General features: G+C 45.7%; 14 protein-coding genes. 3 read left to right on the plus strand and 11 right to left on the minus strand.

The window, feature by feature from the left end:
• Positions 1–47: 47 nt before the first annotated feature.
• The 8 genes from OW491_RS12940 to pilM are packed head-to-tail and all read right to left on the minus strand — an operon-like array spanning position 48 to position 8,187.
• Entirely contained in the window at positions 48–1,592 is a 1,545-nt protein-coding gene (locus tag OW491_RS12940) for an AAA family ATPase (RefSeq protein ID WP_290036371.1), read from the minus strand.
• A 27-nt stretch (positions 1,593–1,619) separates the two neighbouring features.
• A complete protein-coding gene (gene aroB, locus OW491_RS12945; RefSeq protein ID WP_290036372.1) occupies positions 1,620–2,696 on the minus strand; it encodes a 3-dehydroquinate synthase in 1,077 nt (358 codons plus the stop codon).
• A gap of 11 nt (positions 2,697–2,707) precedes the next feature.
• Positions 2,708–3,262, minus strand: coding sequence for a shikimate kinase AroK (aroK, locus tag OW491_RS12950; protein WP_281363044.1), 555 nt, complete (start codon positions 3,260–3,262; stop codon positions 2,708–2,710).
• 18 nt (positions 3,263–3,280) lie between these two features.
• Complete coding sequence (gene pilQ / locus OW491_RS12955; RefSeq protein ID WP_075171082.1) at positions 3,281–5,377, minus strand: type IV pilus secretin PilQ; 2,097 nt, start codon at positions 5,375–5,377, stop codon at positions 3,281–3,283.
• Positions 5,378–5,392: 15 nt separating this feature from the next.
• The gene (locus OW491_RS12960; protein WP_246283307.1) at positions 5,393–5,944 is read right to left on the minus strand and encodes a pilus assembly protein PilP; all 552 of its coding nucleotides are present in this window, start codon (positions 5,942–5,944) and stop codon (positions 5,393–5,395) included.
• Positions 5,925–6,527 carry a type 4a pilus biogenesis protein PilO gene (gene pilO, locus OW491_RS12965; protein ID WP_075171081.1) on the minus strand — a complete coding sequence of 201 codons (603 nt, stop codon included), beginning with the start codon at positions 6,525–6,527 and terminating at the stop codon, positions 5,925–5,927. Before pilO ends, OW491_RS12960 begins: the two co-directional genes overlap by 20 nt.
• On the minus strand, positions 6,527–7,114 hold the full coding sequence (locus tag OW491_RS12970) for a PilN domain-containing protein (RefSeq protein ID WP_075171080.1): 588 nt from the start codon (positions 7,112–7,114) through the stop codon (positions 6,527–6,529). Before OW491_RS12970 ends, pilO begins: the two co-directional genes overlap by 1 nt.
• An 11-nt stretch (positions 7,115–7,125) precedes the next feature.
• Positions 7,126–8,187, minus strand: a complete 1,062-nt coding sequence (pilM, locus tag OW491_RS12975) for a type IV pilus assembly protein PilM (protein WP_075179181.1) — start codon at positions 8,185–8,187, stop codon at positions 7,126–7,128.
• A gap of 143 nt (positions 8,188–8,330) precedes the next feature.
• Here pilM and OW491_RS12980 point away from each other — a divergent pair, with 143 nt between their 5' ends.
• Positions 8,331–10,676: a penicillin-binding protein 1A gene (locus tag OW491_RS12980; RefSeq protein WP_215150721.1), complete on the plus strand. Its 2,346-nt coding sequence runs from the start codon at positions 8,331–8,333 to the stop codon at positions 10,674–10,676.
• Between the two features lie 66 nt (positions 10,677–10,742).
• Here the strand turns inward: OW491_RS12980 and OW491_RS12985 are convergent, their stop codons facing one another.
• The 3 genes from OW491_RS12985 to rpmE all read right to left on the minus strand — a co-directional run bounded on the left by OW491_RS12985 (position 10,743) and on the right by rpmE (position 13,135).
• Positions 10,743–12,011 (minus strand): malic enzyme-like NAD(P)-binding protein, encoded by a 1,269-nt coding sequence (locus OW491_RS12985; RefSeq protein ID WP_178967878.1) that lies wholly within the window; start codon positions 12,009–12,011, stop codon positions 10,743–10,745.
• A 124-nt stretch (positions 12,012–12,135) separates the two neighbouring features.
• Positions 12,136–12,876 carry a thermonuclease family protein gene (locus OW491_RS12990; RefSeq protein WP_290036376.1) on the minus strand — a complete coding sequence of 247 codons (741 nt, stop codon included), beginning with the start codon at positions 12,874–12,876 and terminating at the stop codon, positions 12,136–12,138.
• A gap of 37 nt (positions 12,877–12,913) precedes the next feature.
• Positions 12,914–13,135: a 50S ribosomal protein L31 gene (gene rpmE, locus OW491_RS12995; RefSeq protein WP_075171075.1), complete on the minus strand. Its 222-nt coding sequence runs from the start codon at positions 13,133–13,135 to the stop codon at positions 12,914–12,916.
• A 197-nt stretch (positions 13,136–13,332) separates the two neighbouring features.
• Here rpmE and OW491_RS13000 point away from each other — a divergent pair, with 197 nt between their 5' ends.
• Both OW491_RS13000 and OW491_RS13005 read left to right on the plus strand, forming a co-directional pair.
• On the plus strand, positions 13,333–15,564 hold the full coding sequence (locus tag OW491_RS13000; protein ID WP_290036378.1) for a primosomal protein N': 2,232 nt from the start codon (positions 13,333–13,335) through the stop codon (positions 15,562–15,564).
• A 99-nt stretch (positions 15,565–15,663) separates the two neighbouring features.
• Positions 15,664–17,637 carry a methyl-accepting chemotaxis protein gene (locus OW491_RS13005; protein WP_290036380.1) on the plus strand — a complete coding sequence of 658 codons (1,974 nt, stop codon included), beginning with the start codon at positions 15,664–15,666 and terminating at the stop codon, positions 17,635–17,637.
• The last annotated feature ends 82 nt before the right edge of the window (positions 17,638–17,719 follow it).

Raw genomic sequence — 17,719 nt, forward strand, 5'->3', positions numbered from 1 at the left:
TTATGGCGCTTTTTTAAAAGAATTTACTAAAAAAGCGAAAGAAAAAGCTATTTTTTCTTTATGTCCAGCTGAACACCCCTAATACTTCTAGCCCAAGGTTTAAGACGTTTCAGCTCTTCTGGTAAGGTACTGACTGCTCGGTTGGCGGCGGTACGATCAGAATATTGACCATATACGACTACATGCCAAGGAGCACCTTTATAGACCGTTCTAAAATAATACAGTTTATCGCGATTATTTAAACCCGCCATAAACTGCGCAACACTCTGTTCCGATCTCGCACCTAATAACTGCAAAGTATACCCTTTTGCAGGCCATGCGAGTAGCTGATCCTCTTTTAACCACTTAGTGGCAGGCCCACTAGCGGCAACCTTAGCCGGTTCCACATCATTTTTCTGAACAACTTTTGGAGCTGGAGCTGGAGCTGGAACAGGTTCCTGGCTTGCTAAGGCCTCGTCAAGTATTCTTGCATTATCAACAACTTGTTGATCAACACTTGCCTCAGCCGGTACTGATTGACTCACCTGTTCGTTATCTTTAACAACAGGCGATGTCACAACTTCTGGCACTGAGGATAAAGTGGATTCCTCAACTATATCTGACTTAGCAGGAGCTTCTACTACCGAAGGAGGCGCTTCAATAACACGTTGGTTTGCACGTAATTCTGCTTCTTGAGCCGCTAGTCGTTTGGATAACTCACTTCGCTCATCCGCCATTTCAATAGGTGCGGGTAATACCTCTGACTGATCAACGCTATCAAGCGGTAGCGTTACCGGCATAGAGACCCGTCCATCCACAATCTCAGGTTCGGAGGAAACATCACTTGGAAACAGTTGCCACAAAGAAATTCCAACTAATACCAATATGACGACAGCAATGGCAGCTATATGAGGAACAGGCAAAGGCAAACGTGAGGCTGGAGATGATGTTTCAGGCCCCTGCAACAAGTCAACACTCTCGACCAAACCTCCGGGATAACCATCACTTAATTGATAGACTTTTTTATAAGCCTTTGGTGTTAATTCAGGCCGCAGCGGGTCGAGAAGCCTAAGAAATTCATGCCCTTCTTCTTCGGTAAATGCAGATAAGGTCTCAACATGAACACGCCCCTCTAATAGCTCAGGAATACCCAACGAGACCAAGCGCTTAACTAATGACTCTTCACCTGCCAGCACCAAGCGAGGACCGCCTGTGCCGGACATGAGCAAGCCTGCTAATAATTCTATTGCTTCATCATTGAGCCACTCAGCATTATCGATAACTATCATCAAATGCTGGCCCACTTCATCCAGCGCTTTACACTGCTCATGCATAGCAGCTAATGCTTCTGCTTGTGTATTAGCCTCTAGTTGCAGCGCTTTTTTTAAAGAAATCAGAAGTGGTTTTGTGCCAGTATCTGCAGACAGACTAACAATTGCTTGCTGTGTAGAAGAGTCGCTCGTAACGTGCATAAGCTGATGAGCTAAGCGTGTTTTACCGCTTCCTGAGGCCCCAGTAACCACCAACAAAAAGTCAGAATAGCGCAATAAATGCGCCATTTTATCAACTAGCTGCAGCCGACTGGGAGGCTCATAGTAAAATTCTTGGCTCATCTGTTCCCTATGCCTAGGCAAAGAATATTAAAGACACAACTCATCGAGTAATTCGTTAAGCACTGCTGGATCATACTCCGATGTCACAACAGCTTCGCCTATATTTTTTAGTAGCACTAATCGAATCCGACTGTCTAGATTCTTCTTATCTACGGCCATTAACGACATAAAGTCATCTCGGCTCATGTTATCCGGTGGAGTGACCGGCAAAGAAGCTCGCTCAAACATATTAATCGCCCGAGCTACGTCTTGTTCGGATATCCAGCCCAACCGCTCAGACATACGCATAGCCATTATAGTTCCCGCGGCTACTGCCTCCCCATGCAACCAAACCCCATAACCCTGATGAGTCTCGATAGCGTGACCGAAAGTATGCCCCAAATTCAAGATCGCCCGAATACCACCTTCACGTTCGTCTTGAGCAACCACTTGCGCTTTAATTTCGCATGAACGTTTAATGGCTTCAATCAGCACATCTGACTGTTTAGCCATCAATTGATCAAGATGAGCCTCTAGCCAGTTCAAAAAATCCTGATCATAAATCAAGCCGTATTTGATCACTTCCGCCAAACCGGCAGAAAGCTCCCGGGCAGGCAATGTATCGAAAACACTTATATCAATTAACACTGATTGTGGTTGATAAAAGGCCCCGATCATATTTTTGCCAAGCGCATGATTCACACCGGTTTTACCGCCAACAGATGAATCAACTTGAGACAATAACGTGGTAGGCACTTGAATAAAATTAACCCCACGCTGATAGCTCGCTGCCGCATAGCCGGTCATGTCACCTACTACACCGCCACCTAGCGCAATTAACGTCGTTGAGCGGTTATGGCGAGCGGCAAGTAGCCCATCATAAATAAGGTTTAAATGCGTCAAATCTTTGTAAGCTTCGCCGTCAGGAAGAATAACCACATCGACTTGATAATCACTCAGGCAAGCCTTCAATGCATCTAAATACAATGGCGCGATAGTGTCGTTTGTCACTATCATCACTTGCTTAGCATGAATGTACGGCTTAATTAACTCAGCGTTGAAGATCTCCTCTCCAATAATGATTGGATATGAGCGTTCGCCAAGGTTTACGGACAATGATTGCATGATAACTCCAGTTACCCTGACGGTAACTCAGATAACAAAGAAGCAGAGGATTCGGACTGATTTAACAGCATAACCTGTTTGATAATATCGGAAACAACGCCTTTAGGATGTCGGCGATCAGTTTTAATAATGATATCGCATGTTTCCAAATACAGCGGTTCGCGCAAAGCCAACAAGCGTTCTAGGACCGCTCGGGGATTCTCAGCTTGCAGCAAAGGTCTATTTTTATCCTTAGCCGTTCGCTCAAGCTGATGATCAACTGATGTCTTAAGGTAAACCACCGCGCCACGCTTTTTTAGAAACTCACGGTTTGATGCGCGTAAGACGGCACCGCCGCCTGTAGCTAAGACTATATTATTACGTTGTGTGAGCTCATCCATGACATTTTCTTCTCTGTCACGAAAGCCACTTTCACCCTCTACATCGAAGATCCAAGGAATATTAGCTCCCGCACGATCTTCAATGACACGATCAACATCAATAAACGCTAAGTTAAGTTCCTGTGAGAGCAGTCGCCCTATGGTGCTTTTCCCCGATCCCATAGGGCCTACTAAAAAAATGTTCAACTAAATATTACCCAATGATTAACGCGTACTGCCTAGGGACTCTCTGATCAACTTAGGTGTAATAAAGATCAACAATTCTTCTTTGTTGTTCTCTGCCACTGTTTTCTTAAACAGATTACCCAGCACAGGAATATCACCTAACAGTGGTGTTTTATAAACATAATCTGAGCGGTTATCTTGATACACACCACCTAAAACAATGGTTTCACCATCTTTTACCACAACAGATGTTTCGAGCTCGTTTGTGTCGATCCCGATTTCACCATTATCCAGCGTTTCACCGATAGAGTCTTTAGTAATCTTCAATTCTAAAGCAATTCTGTCACCTGGGTTTATTTGCGGCGTAACATCTAGACTTAAAACAACGTCTTTAAATTCGATGCTAACCTCACCATCCTCAACCGTTTGGTAAGGCACTTCTTTACCTGATTTAATGTAGGCCGCTTTACCGTTAGTCGTAATTACCTTGGGTTGAGATACGATCTCGATTTTACCTTCGCTCTGCATAGCTGATAATTCAGTTGCCAGTGCAAAACTATTAGTCGCATAACCCAATACTAGTGATGACGTTGTTCCTGAAGCGCCAAGGTCTACGTTAAGCGGCAAATCAGCCCCTGATACTGGGAAATCTTCTACGTAGTAAGCAGATGAATCACCAGAGCCTCCAGCGACAAAATTCCCATCCTGTAAACCAAAGCCCCAACGAATACCTAGTTCACGGCTATAATCTGCCCGAGCTGTCACCAAGCGTGCCTCAATCATAATCTGTGAAACTTCAGTATCGAACTGGCGTAACGTACGACGAATCTCTTCTAGCTGAGCTGACGTTTCGCGCACCATGAGTCGGTTAGTTTGATCATCAGCAACGATAAAACCGCGCTCTGTTACTAACTTGGCATCGTAGATACGCTGACGCATCTCTGACGCTTTGCGAAAGTCGACTTGGATAAAGTCAGTTACTAACGGAGATAATTCCTCAACCTGCTTAAGACTCTCTAATTCGATACGTTCGCGCTCGGCAATTTGCTCAGCCGGCGCAACTAATAACACATTACCAATTTGGCGCTTATCAAGACCACGTGTTTTAAGAACAATATCTAACGCCTGATCCCATGGAACATGCTTGAGCAACAGAGTGATTTCGCCATCAACCGCATCATCGACCACCAAGTTAAGCTGCGCCACTTCTGCTAAAATTTGCAAAACAGAACGAACACTTACATTCTGGAAGTTAAGATCGATTTTTTCGCCGCTGTAAGGGAATTCGTTCTTTTTAATTTCTTCTTTTTCAGCGCGCGTTAGCGGCTTAAAGTCGACGATTAGCTTGCTACCCGTTTGGTATGCCATATAGTCATACGGTTCAGCGCCTGGCTTGATCAAAATTTTAGTATTACGACCAGAAGCCATTGCATCCACAAAAGTAACTGGCGTAGCAAAATCCTGAACATCTATCCGTTGCTGTAACGAATTGGATAAAGAGGCTCCGCTCAAACTAACAACTACGTTATTACCTTCCTCTTCAATATTTAAGCCCGCTTGATCATCCGTCATAGTTACTACAACACGACCAATACCACCGTCTACACGCTGAAAGTCGATACCACTAACACGCGTTTTATCGTCATAAGACTGCTTAACATTTCGCGGGGCAGCTAGCTGGCGCTGAGGTGCTACAGAGGCTCCTGACTTCTCACCAAAAACAATAAATAAACTATTTCCTTCAGCGTAAGTCCGATAATCCGTCATTTGATTTAATGACGTAACTAAACGCAAACGGTCTCCGCCTTGTGCAAAGCTCATCGCGTCCACATCAGCCGTTCGGATATCAATAGACTTGGTACCCAGATCGTTTTCAACACCCCACATATCAAAAATGACACGTGCAGGGCTATCTGTAGTGTAAGCTTTTGGAACCGGAGGTGGCTGGTCAAACTCTAGACGAACCTCTAAGTTTCCTCCTGGTAAAGAAACAAAAGACGTGTCTTTTAACAGCACACTTTGCGCCTGAGCAGTTAATGACAGGAATAAGCTGAAACAGCCAATCAGTGCAGCTAATGCACCTTTCAAAACTTCGCCCTTGGCTCGGGACATTCGTACAACGGTGTAATGCTTCATTCAACTTTCCTTCGGTTATTCCTGCTCAACCAACTCTAAAGTGCGCGGGCGTTGCATCCACCCACCGCGTCCATTCGAAATAATTTCAATAACATCTACACGCTGCTCATTTACAGCGACGACCTTACCAAAGTCTAGTCCGATATAATCCCCGACAGATACACGATGTATTTCGCCATTATCATCTAAGATTAATGACCAAACACTCTTTTGGTCTGTTTTTCCTATTGTCCCTACCATGTGTAAGTCATCAATAGAAAATTGTTCCAAATAGCTTCGTGGCCGATTTTGATCTGGCTCTACCCCATCGCTATCGTCGTATTCGATATCTAATGCGGACTCAATTTTGACCAAAGGAACAAAAGGATCTCGCAAACTAGCGCCTTGATATACAAAGCTATGGTAAGGCTCAAATGTGGGCAATGGTTCAATAGTACCACGTGGTTTGGACTGCACATCAGAAACAAACGATGCTAAGTCCTGCGTATCTTCAACCCAGACGCACCCAGAGGCCACTATGCTGCAAAGTACAGCCACCACTAATGGTTTACTTTTCAGTATCATCATATCGGTATGTCTTCGCTAAAATTTTCATTTCTAGTCCACCTTCAGGCACCGGTGTAATAATAAAGTCATGCAAGGTTACGATACGACGGATAGCGGCAATACCACTAACAAACTGCCCCATCTGATGATAAGTACCACGCACTACAATGTTAATTGGAAGCTCAATATAAAACTGCTCTTTTTTCTCGGGCGCTAATTCAATTAATTTAATGTCTAAACCAGCCGCGCGACCAATATCTGAAATATCTTCCAGAAGGCCTGGTACTTCTTTTTCAGTTGGCAACTGTCGCAAGAGTTCAGAAAACTCTTCCTCTACATCGGCCATTTGTTTACGAAGCGCAGCCAAGTTAGCAACTTGAAACGATTTTCGCTGAAACTCTTGTCGAAGATCTGTTTCTTTGGCCACTTCACGATCCAACTGACCAGCTTTATCACTGATATAGAAATGATTACCTGCAAACAATACCAGAATAAAAAACAGTAAATAGACAATTACCTTTATGCCTATAGGCCAATTACCCGCCGTATTAACATCTAGGTTGTTGGGATCAAAACCCTGAAAAGCCGCTTTAAATGCCTGCATTATTGCGTCTCCTCAGCTTTAGGTTTTGCCAACAGAACACGCAGATCAAACGAGCGCACACCCGCCTGACTATTTATATCACCAACCTTGGCGAGGTCGGGCTCTCCAAACCAAATTGAGTTATCCATGTTTCGCATAAGCTCTGATACATCCTTGTTCTGAGCAACTATACCCTCAATGCGCAACGTATCACCCTTAAGGCCAGTTTCTTTAAAACCGGACTCTTTTCGTTCTACTGCAGTGTAATTAATAGAATCAGGCAAAACCCGCACTAATTCATCAAAATTACGAACAATGATAGGGCGGTTACCTTGCAACTCTTGAATGGCGTTAAGTCGTGCAAGTAAACGCTCTCGTTGAGCTTTCAGCTCTTCGATTTCTTTTAATTTAGCATCTAAGTCAGTTATTTTTCCTTGAAGGTAAGTATTACGCTGTCCCTGACGGTCCATTTGTATGTCGTAATACGTACCGGCTACAAAAACGACGGCCGCGCCAACCAAACAAGCGGCCAATACATTGGTAATAAACTGCTTTTGTCTTGCCGCTGAACGCTCTTCACGCCAGGGGCGAAGGTTAATCTTTGCCATAATTTACGCCCCTATTGATCAAAAGATCGTAATGCCAAACCACACGCTTTAACCAATGCAGGTGTATCTTTTATTAAACGTTCGCGATTAACTTTCGCACCAATATTCATGTCATCAAACGGCTTAGCCAAGGTCACTGGCATTGATAGTTCCTCTGTTAGCACGTCACCAATACCATCAATTGATGCAGCTCCGCCACACAGGTAGATCCGCTCTAGCTGGGACTGGACACCCGATGAATAAAAGAACTGAAGTGCACGCGAAACTTGCTGAGCAATCGTAAATCGAAATGGGTAAACCATTATTTCTTTGACTTCATCGCTCACTTCACCCAAACGTAGCGCTTGTTCGACCTCGTCAATAGCCATTCCATATTGATGATGAATACTGGTCGTTAAGTCATTACCACCAAATGACTGCTCACGGTTGTAAATAATTTGACCGTTTCGCACGACATTCAAAGTCAACGTGGCAGCACCTACATCCACTATAGCTACCATATCGTCCGCTTTGAGATTTTCGTTAATCAATATGGGAAACACACGCTCCATGGCGTAGGTATCAACATCTACGATTTCGCACTTTAAACCAGCGGCATTAATGGCATCCTCGCGCTGATCGACATCGTCACGACGACACGCCACCAGCAGGATCTCATTTAAGTCCGGATTATTAGCGGTAGGGCCCACTATTTCGAAATCCAACGCGACCTCATCAAGCGGGTACGGTATGAATTGATCAGCTTCTACTTTCACTTGCTCTTCGAGCTCTATTTCAGTGAAAACATTACTCAACTCAATTTTTTTGATGATGACCGATGAAGAAGGAACCGCGCAAATCGTATTGGCTTGGCGAATCCCACAGATCTTAACGCCTCTTTCGATAGCTTCCGATACGGCATTAATTTCTTGCACATTTCCATCGACCACCGCCGAGGGTGGTAAAGCAACGATTGCGTAGGCATCCAACCCTATTGAGCTGCCATGACGCGAAAGCGCAACCAGCTTAACAGACGAGGACCCAATATCGACTCCAACCCAGCTAGCTGTCTTTTTGCGAAACAAACTGACCACAGATTTTTCCTTTAATCATATAGATTTACGCTCTGTATGCAGACTTTAGCTATAATTTGCACAAAATTAAACTCTAATTCATGTGGAGAGGCTATATTAGCGTCGATATAATGCCCCTCTAACTTTCAACGACCAAGGTCTTTATGCGCGTTCTAACATGGTTTTGCCGTATTACCATCATTTTCATTGTACTTGGATCCATTATCGGAGGTATTGCTGCTTTTGCGCTATACCAACATTTTGTACCGCAATTGCCAGATGTCGAGACTCTGCGCGATACAAAATTCCAAACACCACTAAAAGTACTTTCAAGTGATGGCAAACTCATCGCCGAATTCGGCGAAAAGAAGCGTATCCCCGTTACTTACGAACAAATCCCTGAGCGTTTTGTTCAAGCACTACAGGCAGCAGAAGATAGCCGATTCTTCGAGCACAGTGGCATCGATATAAAGGGGCTAACGCGCGCTGCTGTCCAGCTTGTTTCTACCGGCCGCATACAAAGTGGTGGATCAACCATCACTATGCAAGTAGCCAAAAACTTCTTTCTTTCTCGCGATCGAACATTCGAGCGGAAATTTAATGAGATATTATTAGCGTTGAAAATTGAACGTTCCCTTAGCAAACCGGAAATTTTCGAACTTTATGTTAATAAAATCTATTTAGGCCACCGCTCCTATGGTATCCAATCAGCGGCCAATGTTTATTACGGTAAAAACATTGATGAACTAAATTTAGCACAATTAGCCATGATTGCTGGCTTACCTAAAGCTCCATCTGCCTACAACCCGATTACTAACCCTAGTCGAGCTTTAGAAAGACGCAACTGGATTTTAGGGCGCATGAAAGAGCTAGCCTTCATTTCTGAAAGCGAATACCAAGAAGCCGCTAACTCTCCTGTGACCGCTAAGTACCACACGACAGAAATAGAATTATATGCACCCTACATAGCAGAAATGGTCAGGGGTGAGCTATACGAGCAGTATGGTGAAGACTTATACACAGATGGGTTCACCGTTCATACTACCATTGACAGCCAGAAGCAGATTTTTGCTAACCGAGCCGTTCGTGACGGCTTATTGAGCTACGTTAAACGCCACGGTTATCGAGGCCCAGAAAAGAACCACAACATTACTGACCTTTCAAACGCTGAAATCACCCAGCTTTTAAAAGATGAATTGATGTACACGGATCTTGAGCCGGCCATTGTGGTTGCCATCGAAGACAAAACAACCAAAGCCATCAAGAAAGATGGCGAAGAGATCACCATTGAATGGGATGGCCTAAAGTGGGCCAAGCCATTCAAAAGTGTGAATGCCTACGGCTATGACCCCAAAAAGCCTGAAGACGTTGTCGCACTCGGCGACGTTATCCGTGTTTTATACGTAGAAGACCACTGGGAGCTAAGCCAAGTGCCCAAGGTACAAGGCGCCATGGTAGCCATGAAACCGCAAACAGGTGCCATTGAAGCCCTTGTAGGGGGTTTTAGTTTTGCTTACAACAACTTCAACCGAGCCACGCAAGCTTATCGCCAGCCAGGATCTAACTTTAAACCCTTTATTTATGCTGCTGCGCTCGAAAATGGCTACACACCTGCATCCGTCATCAATGATGCTCCTATCGTCCTAGATAGCACTAACATGGACAATTCTTGGAGACCCGAAAACTCAGGACGCAGCTTTGCTGGGCCCACACGCTTGCGTGTTGGCCTCTACCGTTCCCGCAATTTAGTATCTATTCGACTACTTCGCGCACTTGGCATAGGAACAGCGATCGAATACCTAGGCCGATTCGGGTTTGATACCACTAAGCTCCCACATAACCTTTCTCTGTCGCTAGGCAGCGCAGATGTCACACCATTAGAGCTAATTACGGGCTACGCCGCTTTTGCTAACGGAGGCTACAAAGTCACGCCTAACTTTATTAAAAAAATAGAGGATGGTTACGGTAACACTGTCTTTGAAGCGAATTACCCGACTGTTTGTTCAGACTGTTCCGACGAGCAAACCACTAAAGCACCACGAATTATGGACAGCCGTGCTAACTACCTGCTTTATACTATTTTGCAGGATGTTATTAGGCGCGGCACAGCAACCGCAGCCCGTGTACTGAAGCGAAACGACCTAGCAGGAAAAACAGGCACCACCAACGACCAAAAAGATGCTTGGTTTACAGGTTACAACCGCGAATTAGTGGCGACAGCTTGGGTGGGCTACGACCAACCTAGCACGCTAGGTAAACGTGAATACGGTGGCACGGCTGCATTACCGCTATGGATCAACTTCATGCGTGATGCCCTTAAAGACACCCCTGAAGCCCCCGTGCTCAAGCCTGGTGGCATCATACAACTGCGCATCGACGCCGCCACAGGCATGAGAGCATCGGCGGGTTCGGGCAATACTATTTATGAATACTTTAGCTCTGACAAAACACCGGGATATGGTGCTAGTGCAGGCTACAGCGGTGGGAAATCTACCGAAGACATTTTCTAAACGCAAAACAACAAAAAGCCCGGCTAGCCGGGCTTTTTACTGTCTGCTACTAAAAAAACATACGGTTTATTTTAGTAACGCATCCACCGTTGTGAGCGGATAATGAGCTGGTAATGGCAAACGAGCCACACCCGTGTCGATTGCCGCTTGCGCAACAGCCATAGACAACGCACCAAACAAACGCTCATCAGTTGGCTTAGGAATAATGTATTGCGGACCAAAAGACAAAGACTCTAGTCCGTAAGCGTCCAAGACGGCTTGCGGCACAGGCTCTTTAGCCAAATCAGCCAATGCACGAACAGCTGCAGCTTTCATTTCTTCATTAATCGCTGAAGCACGCACATCCAATGCACCACGGAAGATGAATGGGAAGCCAAGTACGTTATTTACCTGATTAGGGAAGTCAGAACGGCCGGTTGCCATAATGACATCATCTCGCGTTGAGTGAGCAAGATCTGGATGAATTTCTGGATCAGGGTTTGCACAAGCAAACACGACCGGAGAAGCCGCCATTTTTTTCAGCTGATCGGCAGACAACAAGTTCGGCCCAGACAAACCAACGAATACGTCGGCACCCTCAATGGCATCATCCAAAGTACGCTTATCAGTTTCCGTTGCAAAGATAGCTTTCTCAGTTGAAAGATCTTCACGTCCAGAGTGAATAACACCCTTACGGTCTAACATGAAAATATTTTCAACTTTAGCACCCATGTTCAGCAACAGCTTCATACAAGCAACTGCCGCTGCACCAGCACCTAGCGTAACAATAGTCGCCTCTTCAAGCTTTTTGCCAGCTACTTCTAGCGCATTAATCATACCTGCCGCGGTAACAATTGCTGTACCGTGCTGGTCATCATGGAAAACAGGGATATTACAACGCTCAATCAGAGCACGCTCAATTTCGAAGCATTCAGGCGCCTTGATATCTTCCAAGTTAATGCCACCAAATGTTTCAGCAATACGTGCAACCGTATCAATGAAAGCCTGTGGGCTTTCAGCGTCCACTTCGATATCAATTGAATCAATACCGGCAAACTTTTTAAACAGAAGTGATTTACCTTCCATTACAGGCTTAGAAGCCAAAGGCCCTAGATCACCTAACCCCAGAATCGCAGAACCGTTTGAGATCACGGCTACCAGGTTGCCTTTCGCTGTGTAGCGATAAGCATTATCAGGATCTTTAGCTATTTCACGCACTGGCTCGGCAACACCCGGGCTGTAGGCAAGAGAAAGATCACGCGCAGTGGCAGCTGGAGTTGACAGCTCAACACTAATTTTACCTGGACGAGGGAATTCATGGTAATCCAGCGCCGCTTTTTTTAGATCTTCAGACATGGTCGCTATTCCAATTTTTATACAAAAGACGGACGAACAATCATATAGAAAAGGGAATATTTGAACAACTATATCTCATGCTGCATCGCCCGCCAGAGCGACTATTTATGCCTGTTTCGAGCGACTATAAGACTTTGATGTTGGCTATATTATTCAAATGAAGTACATATAAAGCAGTAAAATCGTCGTAACGAAAAGGTTTTTTATTTACCCAGCCTCGCACTTCTAACGACCGACCTATACGCAAAGGCATCGAAGGTTTGGGCTTTATCATCAGAACAATAGAATCATCAATGACGACCGCATCAGCCGTTTTAAAATGAAAAACGCGTGTTATTTTTCCTGTGATTAATTGAAATCCGGCTGAATTGATATTTAAGGCACGCGACACAACCGACTTACTTGACCAAACTCCCACGCGGGCCTTTCTCGCGAGCGTTTCAGCACGAGCATAACATTGCTGCTTTTCATCATTCGGGGCGACGGTCACCGCATAAGCCAGCCCTTTCTTGATTAACGCCTCGCCTAGGTCTTCACCACTACCCGATACAAGATACCCCAAAGTCCGCCCGTAATTGTCTTTTGCGTCTTGAGCCACTTGTAAATATACAGGTGCGTTTTGATCAATCCAGTGGCGGGTAAAAACGGTTGCTTGCGCCGCAACCTCTGATATAACGAGATTAGTGCTATCCAATTCAGGCGTATTAATACCTGCCAGCCTTACTTTTTGCCGTTGGGCTATTTTGACAGTATCGCCATCGTATACATAAGAGACCTCGACCAACTTATTTGCCAGTACGGGCCCACAACCCATAGCACTCGATTTTGTGGGCAATACGACTACAGACACAAAAAAGGCACTCATAAAGAGTGCCTTTTTTAACAAATCAGTTCGCATTAAATTATGCGTCTTTCTTAGTACCAACAGCACCGAAACGCTTGTTGAAGCGATCAATACGACCACCTGTAGTAGCGTCTTTTTGCTTACCAGTAAAGAATGGGTGGCACTGGCTGCATACGTCAACGTGCATGCTTTCGCTTGCTGTAGATTTAATGTCCATAGTATTGCCACATGAACAAGAAATAGAAATGCTACCGTAATTCGGATGAATGTCCGCTCTCATGTTAACCTCGAGTATGTTTTTGCACCGCCACCTGATCTTTTGCCAGGCACCGTACAAAGATTAAGCTGATCAAAAAATCAACTATGGGGAATTAGCGCGGCATTATAGTGCCGCGCGACGACAACTGCAACCCGTGAACTCATACTTAAAAAACCTTACACTGAGCCCTCTGTGCTCACCAATGGCAATCACGTTACATGAATAAACTGCTGCGCGTTGCAATCCCTTCGCCCTTACGAAGGCTCTTTGATTATTTACCTCCTTGCGACTCCGAAACGAGCACGGAGAGTGCGACTTTAGACAGCAGTCACGCCTATTCTACAAACTCAGGCATTGGCAGGCGCGTAAAAGTTCCTTTTGGGCGTCGAGAATTAATAGGTGTTGTATTAGATGAAGTCACTGAAACTGACGTCCCACGCAATAAACTAAAACCCATCAACGAATTTATTGATGAAGAGCCTTTACTCCCAAGCTACATGCTGGAGCTTGTTCTATGGGCTGCTGACTACTACCAACACCCCGTTGGCGATGCGGTTTTACACGCCCTCCCCGCTTTACTCCGCAAAGGAAGCTCGACTGATAGCGTTCATCATTATGTTTGGCAAATCACGCCTCATGCCAATATTGAACAACTCGCTAAAAACGCTAGCAAACTTCGTAATAGCTTCCAAATTATTGCGGATCATCCTGCTGGTATCAGTCGTGAAGCGTTTCGGGCAGAAGGAGGCGACAGCCAAGCACTGAAAGCATTATTTAATAAAGGCCTGATCAGCGAGCAACTGCAAGAAAGCACACCGCCCATATCCAACCCTCTCAAGGAAGCGCCTCTAACACTCAATCCTGAACAAGCGCTCGTGGTACAACACTTACAAAACGCCCCTCACTTCAGCCCAATTCTGCTGGACGGCATCACTGGCTCAGGTAAAACCGAGGTCTATTTACAAGCCATTACTAACGTTCTCAATGCTGGACAGCAAGCCCTTGTGCTCGTCCCAGAAATAGGACTAACACCCCAAACAGTACAACGATTCAAACAGCGATTTAATGTCCCTATCCGCATTTTGCACTCAAACTTAACCGACAAACAGCGTCTAGAAGCCTGGTTAGATGCGCGTGATGGTCGGGCTAAAATTATTATTGGGACACGCTCAGCAATATTTACCCCTTTGCTGAACCCCGGCATTATTATCATTGACGAAGAGCACGACGGCTCTTTCAAACAGCAAGAAGGCTTTCGTTATTCAGCCAGAGATTTATCAGTAGTGCGTGCGCATGCTGAAAACATCCCGGTAATTTTAGGGAGCGCTACCCCATCGCTAGAGACTCTGCACAACTGCCAATCAGGCCGCTATCGTCACTTTACCTTGCGCCAACGCGCTGGTAACGCCATAGCGCCTGAGTTTAAGCTACTAGATATTCGCGGCGCTCGGCTCCACAACGGTCTTAGTGAGGTGTTAATAGAGCACATAAAAGCTCATATAGAGCAAGGCACGCAGGTACTGGTCTTCATTAACCGGCGTGGTTTTGCGCCCAGTTTAAGCTGCCATGATTGTGGATGGATTGCCGAGTGTCGCCGCTGCGATGCCCGTATGACCCTGCATTACAACCCAGCTCACTTACACTGCCACCACTGCGACAGCCAACGCCCCATTCCCGCCCGTTGCGACCAATGTGGTAGCGATGCAATAAAACCACAAGGGGCCGGTACAGAGCGCACCGAACAAACACTCCAAAGCCTCTTTCCTAACACCTCAGTATTGCGCATTGACCGTGATAGTACTTCACGAAAAGGCTCACTCGATAAGCTGATGGAGCAAGTTCACAGCGGGGAGCCATGCATATTAGTAGGCACTCAAATGCTAGCAAAGGGGCACCATTTCCCCAGAGTCACTCTGGTCGCTATATTAGATGCAGACGGTGGTTTATTTAGTACCGACTTTAGAGGCATGGAACGAACCGCCCAACTCATAACCCAAGTAGCTGGGCGCGCTGGGCGCGCTGACCATCCTGGCACTGTATTTTTACAAACGCTGCACGCAGATCATCCACTGCTCACCAATCTAGCCCTTGCAGGCTACGAAGCGTTTGCGGCTGCTGAATTAACGCTTCGCAAACAGTATCAGCTTGCGCCCTTTCGCTTTATCGCCATTGTACGCGCTGAATCCCAAAAACCAGGCACTGCAGAAAGCTTTTTACAATCCTTACGGGAAGCTATAGCGCCCTCATTTGGGGGTATTGATTGGCAAGGCCCTTTCCCATCACCTATGGAGAAGAAAGCGGGCGTATTTCGCTCCCAACTGCTCTTAAGCTGCCCGTCCCGAATTCACCTGCAAAACTGCTTATCTCATCTATGCTTAGTAAGCGATGAGCACCCAAGCCATTCTAAAGTACGCTGGTCCGTTGATGTTGACCCATATGACCTTTATTAACTAATCATTAACAAATTAGCCTAATGATCTAGTACTAAAGGCCGACAACACGCTCATCTACCACCCAAAATTTCAGCTTTCGTTATGGTGTAAAAGCAGATGAACATAGTTAAAAAAATAATACTAGGCTTTAGCATATTGGCCATTACCATTCTTGTGGTGGGTATTGGAGGCATAACGGGGATTAATAAAATCAACCAACAGCTCCAAGTTGTCTCGGAAGATTCAATCCCTAAGCTCGTGGGCAGTTACCAGCAAATACTATCACTTAATAACGCGAACCAAGCCCTGCTACAGTTTCTCAACAGCGGGGCTGAAGATTTCCAAACACACATCGACAGCTTTGATCAAAGCTACGAGCAGTTCCATCAAGAAATAGAGCAGCTGCAGGCGCAAACCTCAGAAGGCTCACCGATCAACACGGCATTAGTAGATGCCAAAACTTCCGCAGAGCAATACCATGAAGCGGCTAAAATACTAAAACGGTTACATGCTGAAGGCATTTTAATCGATACCTCTATGGTGAGCGAAGGCCAATTATTCCAATCTCAAATTGACTCATTAGCTCGCTGGGGACAACGCTATATCAGCTCAGGACGAGCATCGCCCACCGCCATTTCTGAGTACCAAGGGCTTAATAAGGTAATTAATAACATTCGCCTGAATATTCGTATTTACGAAAAAACTGGCGACCTTGGTAACCTCAAAAAATCCATGGGTGAGCTAAAAGGAAAAATGTTATCAAGCTATAAAAGCTTCCTGCAACAGGACCCCAAAGCTTCCCGTATAGAGGGGGTTATTACTGGGCTCGCTGACGCACTCAAGGACGATACTGGCCTGTTAGGCGCTTATATCAATAAAAACAATAATCAACACAAGCGCAACGAAACATTAGCAATCGCCAAAACACATCAAGACACAGCAGAAGCATCGCTCAACAACGTTCTTTCTATCGGCTTAGCCAATACACAAGCAGCACAAGCTACCGCTGCCAGCGCAATCATTACTAGCAAATCGTTGATTATTGGCTTGAGCATCATTGGTTTGCTCATTGCCGGTTTGGTGGGCTGGATTATTTTGTTAACCATCCGCAAACCACTCGCTAAGATCCAGCATCAATTGGGCGAACTAAGCCAAGGCAACCTGACGGTGGAGTTTGATCAACGTCGTAAAGATGAGTTTGGATTACTATCGGCCGACTTAAATACCGTGACGAATAGTTTGAGAGATATCCTCAAGCAAATGCTAAAAAATTCACAAGAACTATCGCAAGTTGCGTCTGAAAATGAGCGCATCAGTTTATCCACGACCAAGTCGATGGATCAACAGAGCGCGCAACTCGAACAGACTTCAGCGGCCGCTACCGAATTAGAGCATTCAGTCGAGGAGGTTTCTCAGCACTCTGACGCCACGCTAGAAAGTGTTCAAAAGTGCGATGACCTTGGCCGCGACGCCCACAAGAAGATGGAACAAACGCACAACAGCATTACATCTCAATCGCAAGTTATCCAATCCGCAATGAATGCATCAACCGAGTTGGCTGCAGATGGCAAGAAGATTGATAGCATTCTCGAAACGATTAACACCATCGCCGAGCAAACCAACTTATTAGCACTCAACGCCGCTATTGAAGCGGCACGCGCAGGAGATCACGGACGTGGGTTTGCTGTGGTAGCCGACGAGGTACGCCAACTAGCGAGCCGCACGCAAAACTCTACCGTAGAAATCCAGTCCATGGTCAGCAACATGCAGCACCGCATTAGTAGTGTTGTTACCAGCATGCAAGACAGCCATGATCAAGCCGCGCGCTGTGTGGACTACGCGCGCTCATCGAATGATGCCTTGCAGGCCATGCAAGCGGCTATCCACAGTATTCGCCAAATGAATACACAAATAGCAGCGGCGTCTACCGAACAAACGCATGCGGTACAGGAAGTAAGCCGTACATTGGTTGCTATTAATGCGGCATCGACAGAAACAGCCAAAGGCGCCAACCAAGCTTCCGAGAGCAGCTCTGGGCTACTTCGTATCGCCGAAGCGCAACGCGCATTAATCCAACGCTTTAGAACCTAAACACGAAAGCTTAAAAAAACAGACAATCTGTTGTGGCAAGGGGTTAACATCCCCGCCACAACAGAGGATAATACTCGGTTCT

The sequence above is a fragment of the Neptunomonas sp. CHC150 genome (genome assembly GCF_030397555.1).
Taxonomy (GTDB): domain Bacteria; phylum Pseudomonadota; class Gammaproteobacteria; order Pseudomonadales; family Balneatricaceae; genus Neptunomonas; species Neptunomonas phycophila.

What these genes read in the sequence shown, in the direction of transcription:
- OW491_RS12940 (WP_290036371.1), bottom strand. Translation starts at nt 1,592, where the DNA reads ATGAGCCAAGAATTTTACTATGAGCCTCCCAGTCGGCTGCAGCTAGTT.
- aroB (WP_290036372.1), bottom strand. Translation starts at nt 2,696, where the DNA reads ATGCAATCATTGTCCGTAAACCTTGGCGAACGCTCATATCCAATCATT.
- pilQ (WP_075171082.1), bottom strand. Translation starts at nt 5,377, where the DNA reads ATGAAGCATTACACCGTTGTACGAATGTCCCGAGCCAAGGGCGAAGTT.
- OW491_RS12960 (WP_246283307.1), bottom strand. Translation starts at nt 5,944, where the DNA reads ATGATGATACTGAAAAGTAAACCATTAGTGGTGGCTGTACTTTGCAGC.
- pilO (WP_075171081.1), bottom strand. Translation starts at nt 6,527, where the DNA reads ATGCAGGCATTTAAAGCGGCTTTTCAGGGTTTTGATCCCAACAACCTA.
- OW491_RS12970 (WP_075171080.1), bottom strand. Translation starts at nt 7,114, where the DNA reads ATGGCAAAGATTAACCTTCGCCCCTGGCGTGAAGAGCGTTCAGCGGCA.
- OW491_RS12980 (WP_215150721.1), top strand. Translation starts at nt 8,331, where the DNA reads ATGCGCGTTCTAACATGGTTTTGCCGTATTACCATCATTTTCATTGTA.
- OW491_RS12985 (WP_178967878.1), bottom strand. Translation starts at nt 12,011, where the DNA reads ATGTCTGAAGATCTAAAAAAAGCGGCGCTGGATTACCATGAATTCCCT.
- OW491_RS12990 (WP_290036376.1), bottom strand. Translation starts at nt 12,876, where the DNA reads ATGAGTGCCTTTTTTGTGTCTGTAGTCGTATTGCCCACAAAATCGAGT.
- rpmE (WP_075171075.1), bottom strand. Translation starts at nt 13,135, where the DNA reads ATGAGAGCGGACATTCATCCGAATTACGGTAGCATTTCTATTTCTTGT.
- OW491_RS13000 (WP_290036378.1), top strand. Translation starts at nt 13,333, where the DNA reads ATGAATAAACTGCTGCGCGTTGCAATCCCTTCGCCCTTACGAAGGCTC.
- OW491_RS13005 (WP_290036380.1), top strand. Translation starts at nt 15,664, where the DNA reads ATGAACATAGTTAAAAAAATAATACTAGGCTTTAGCATATTGGCCATT.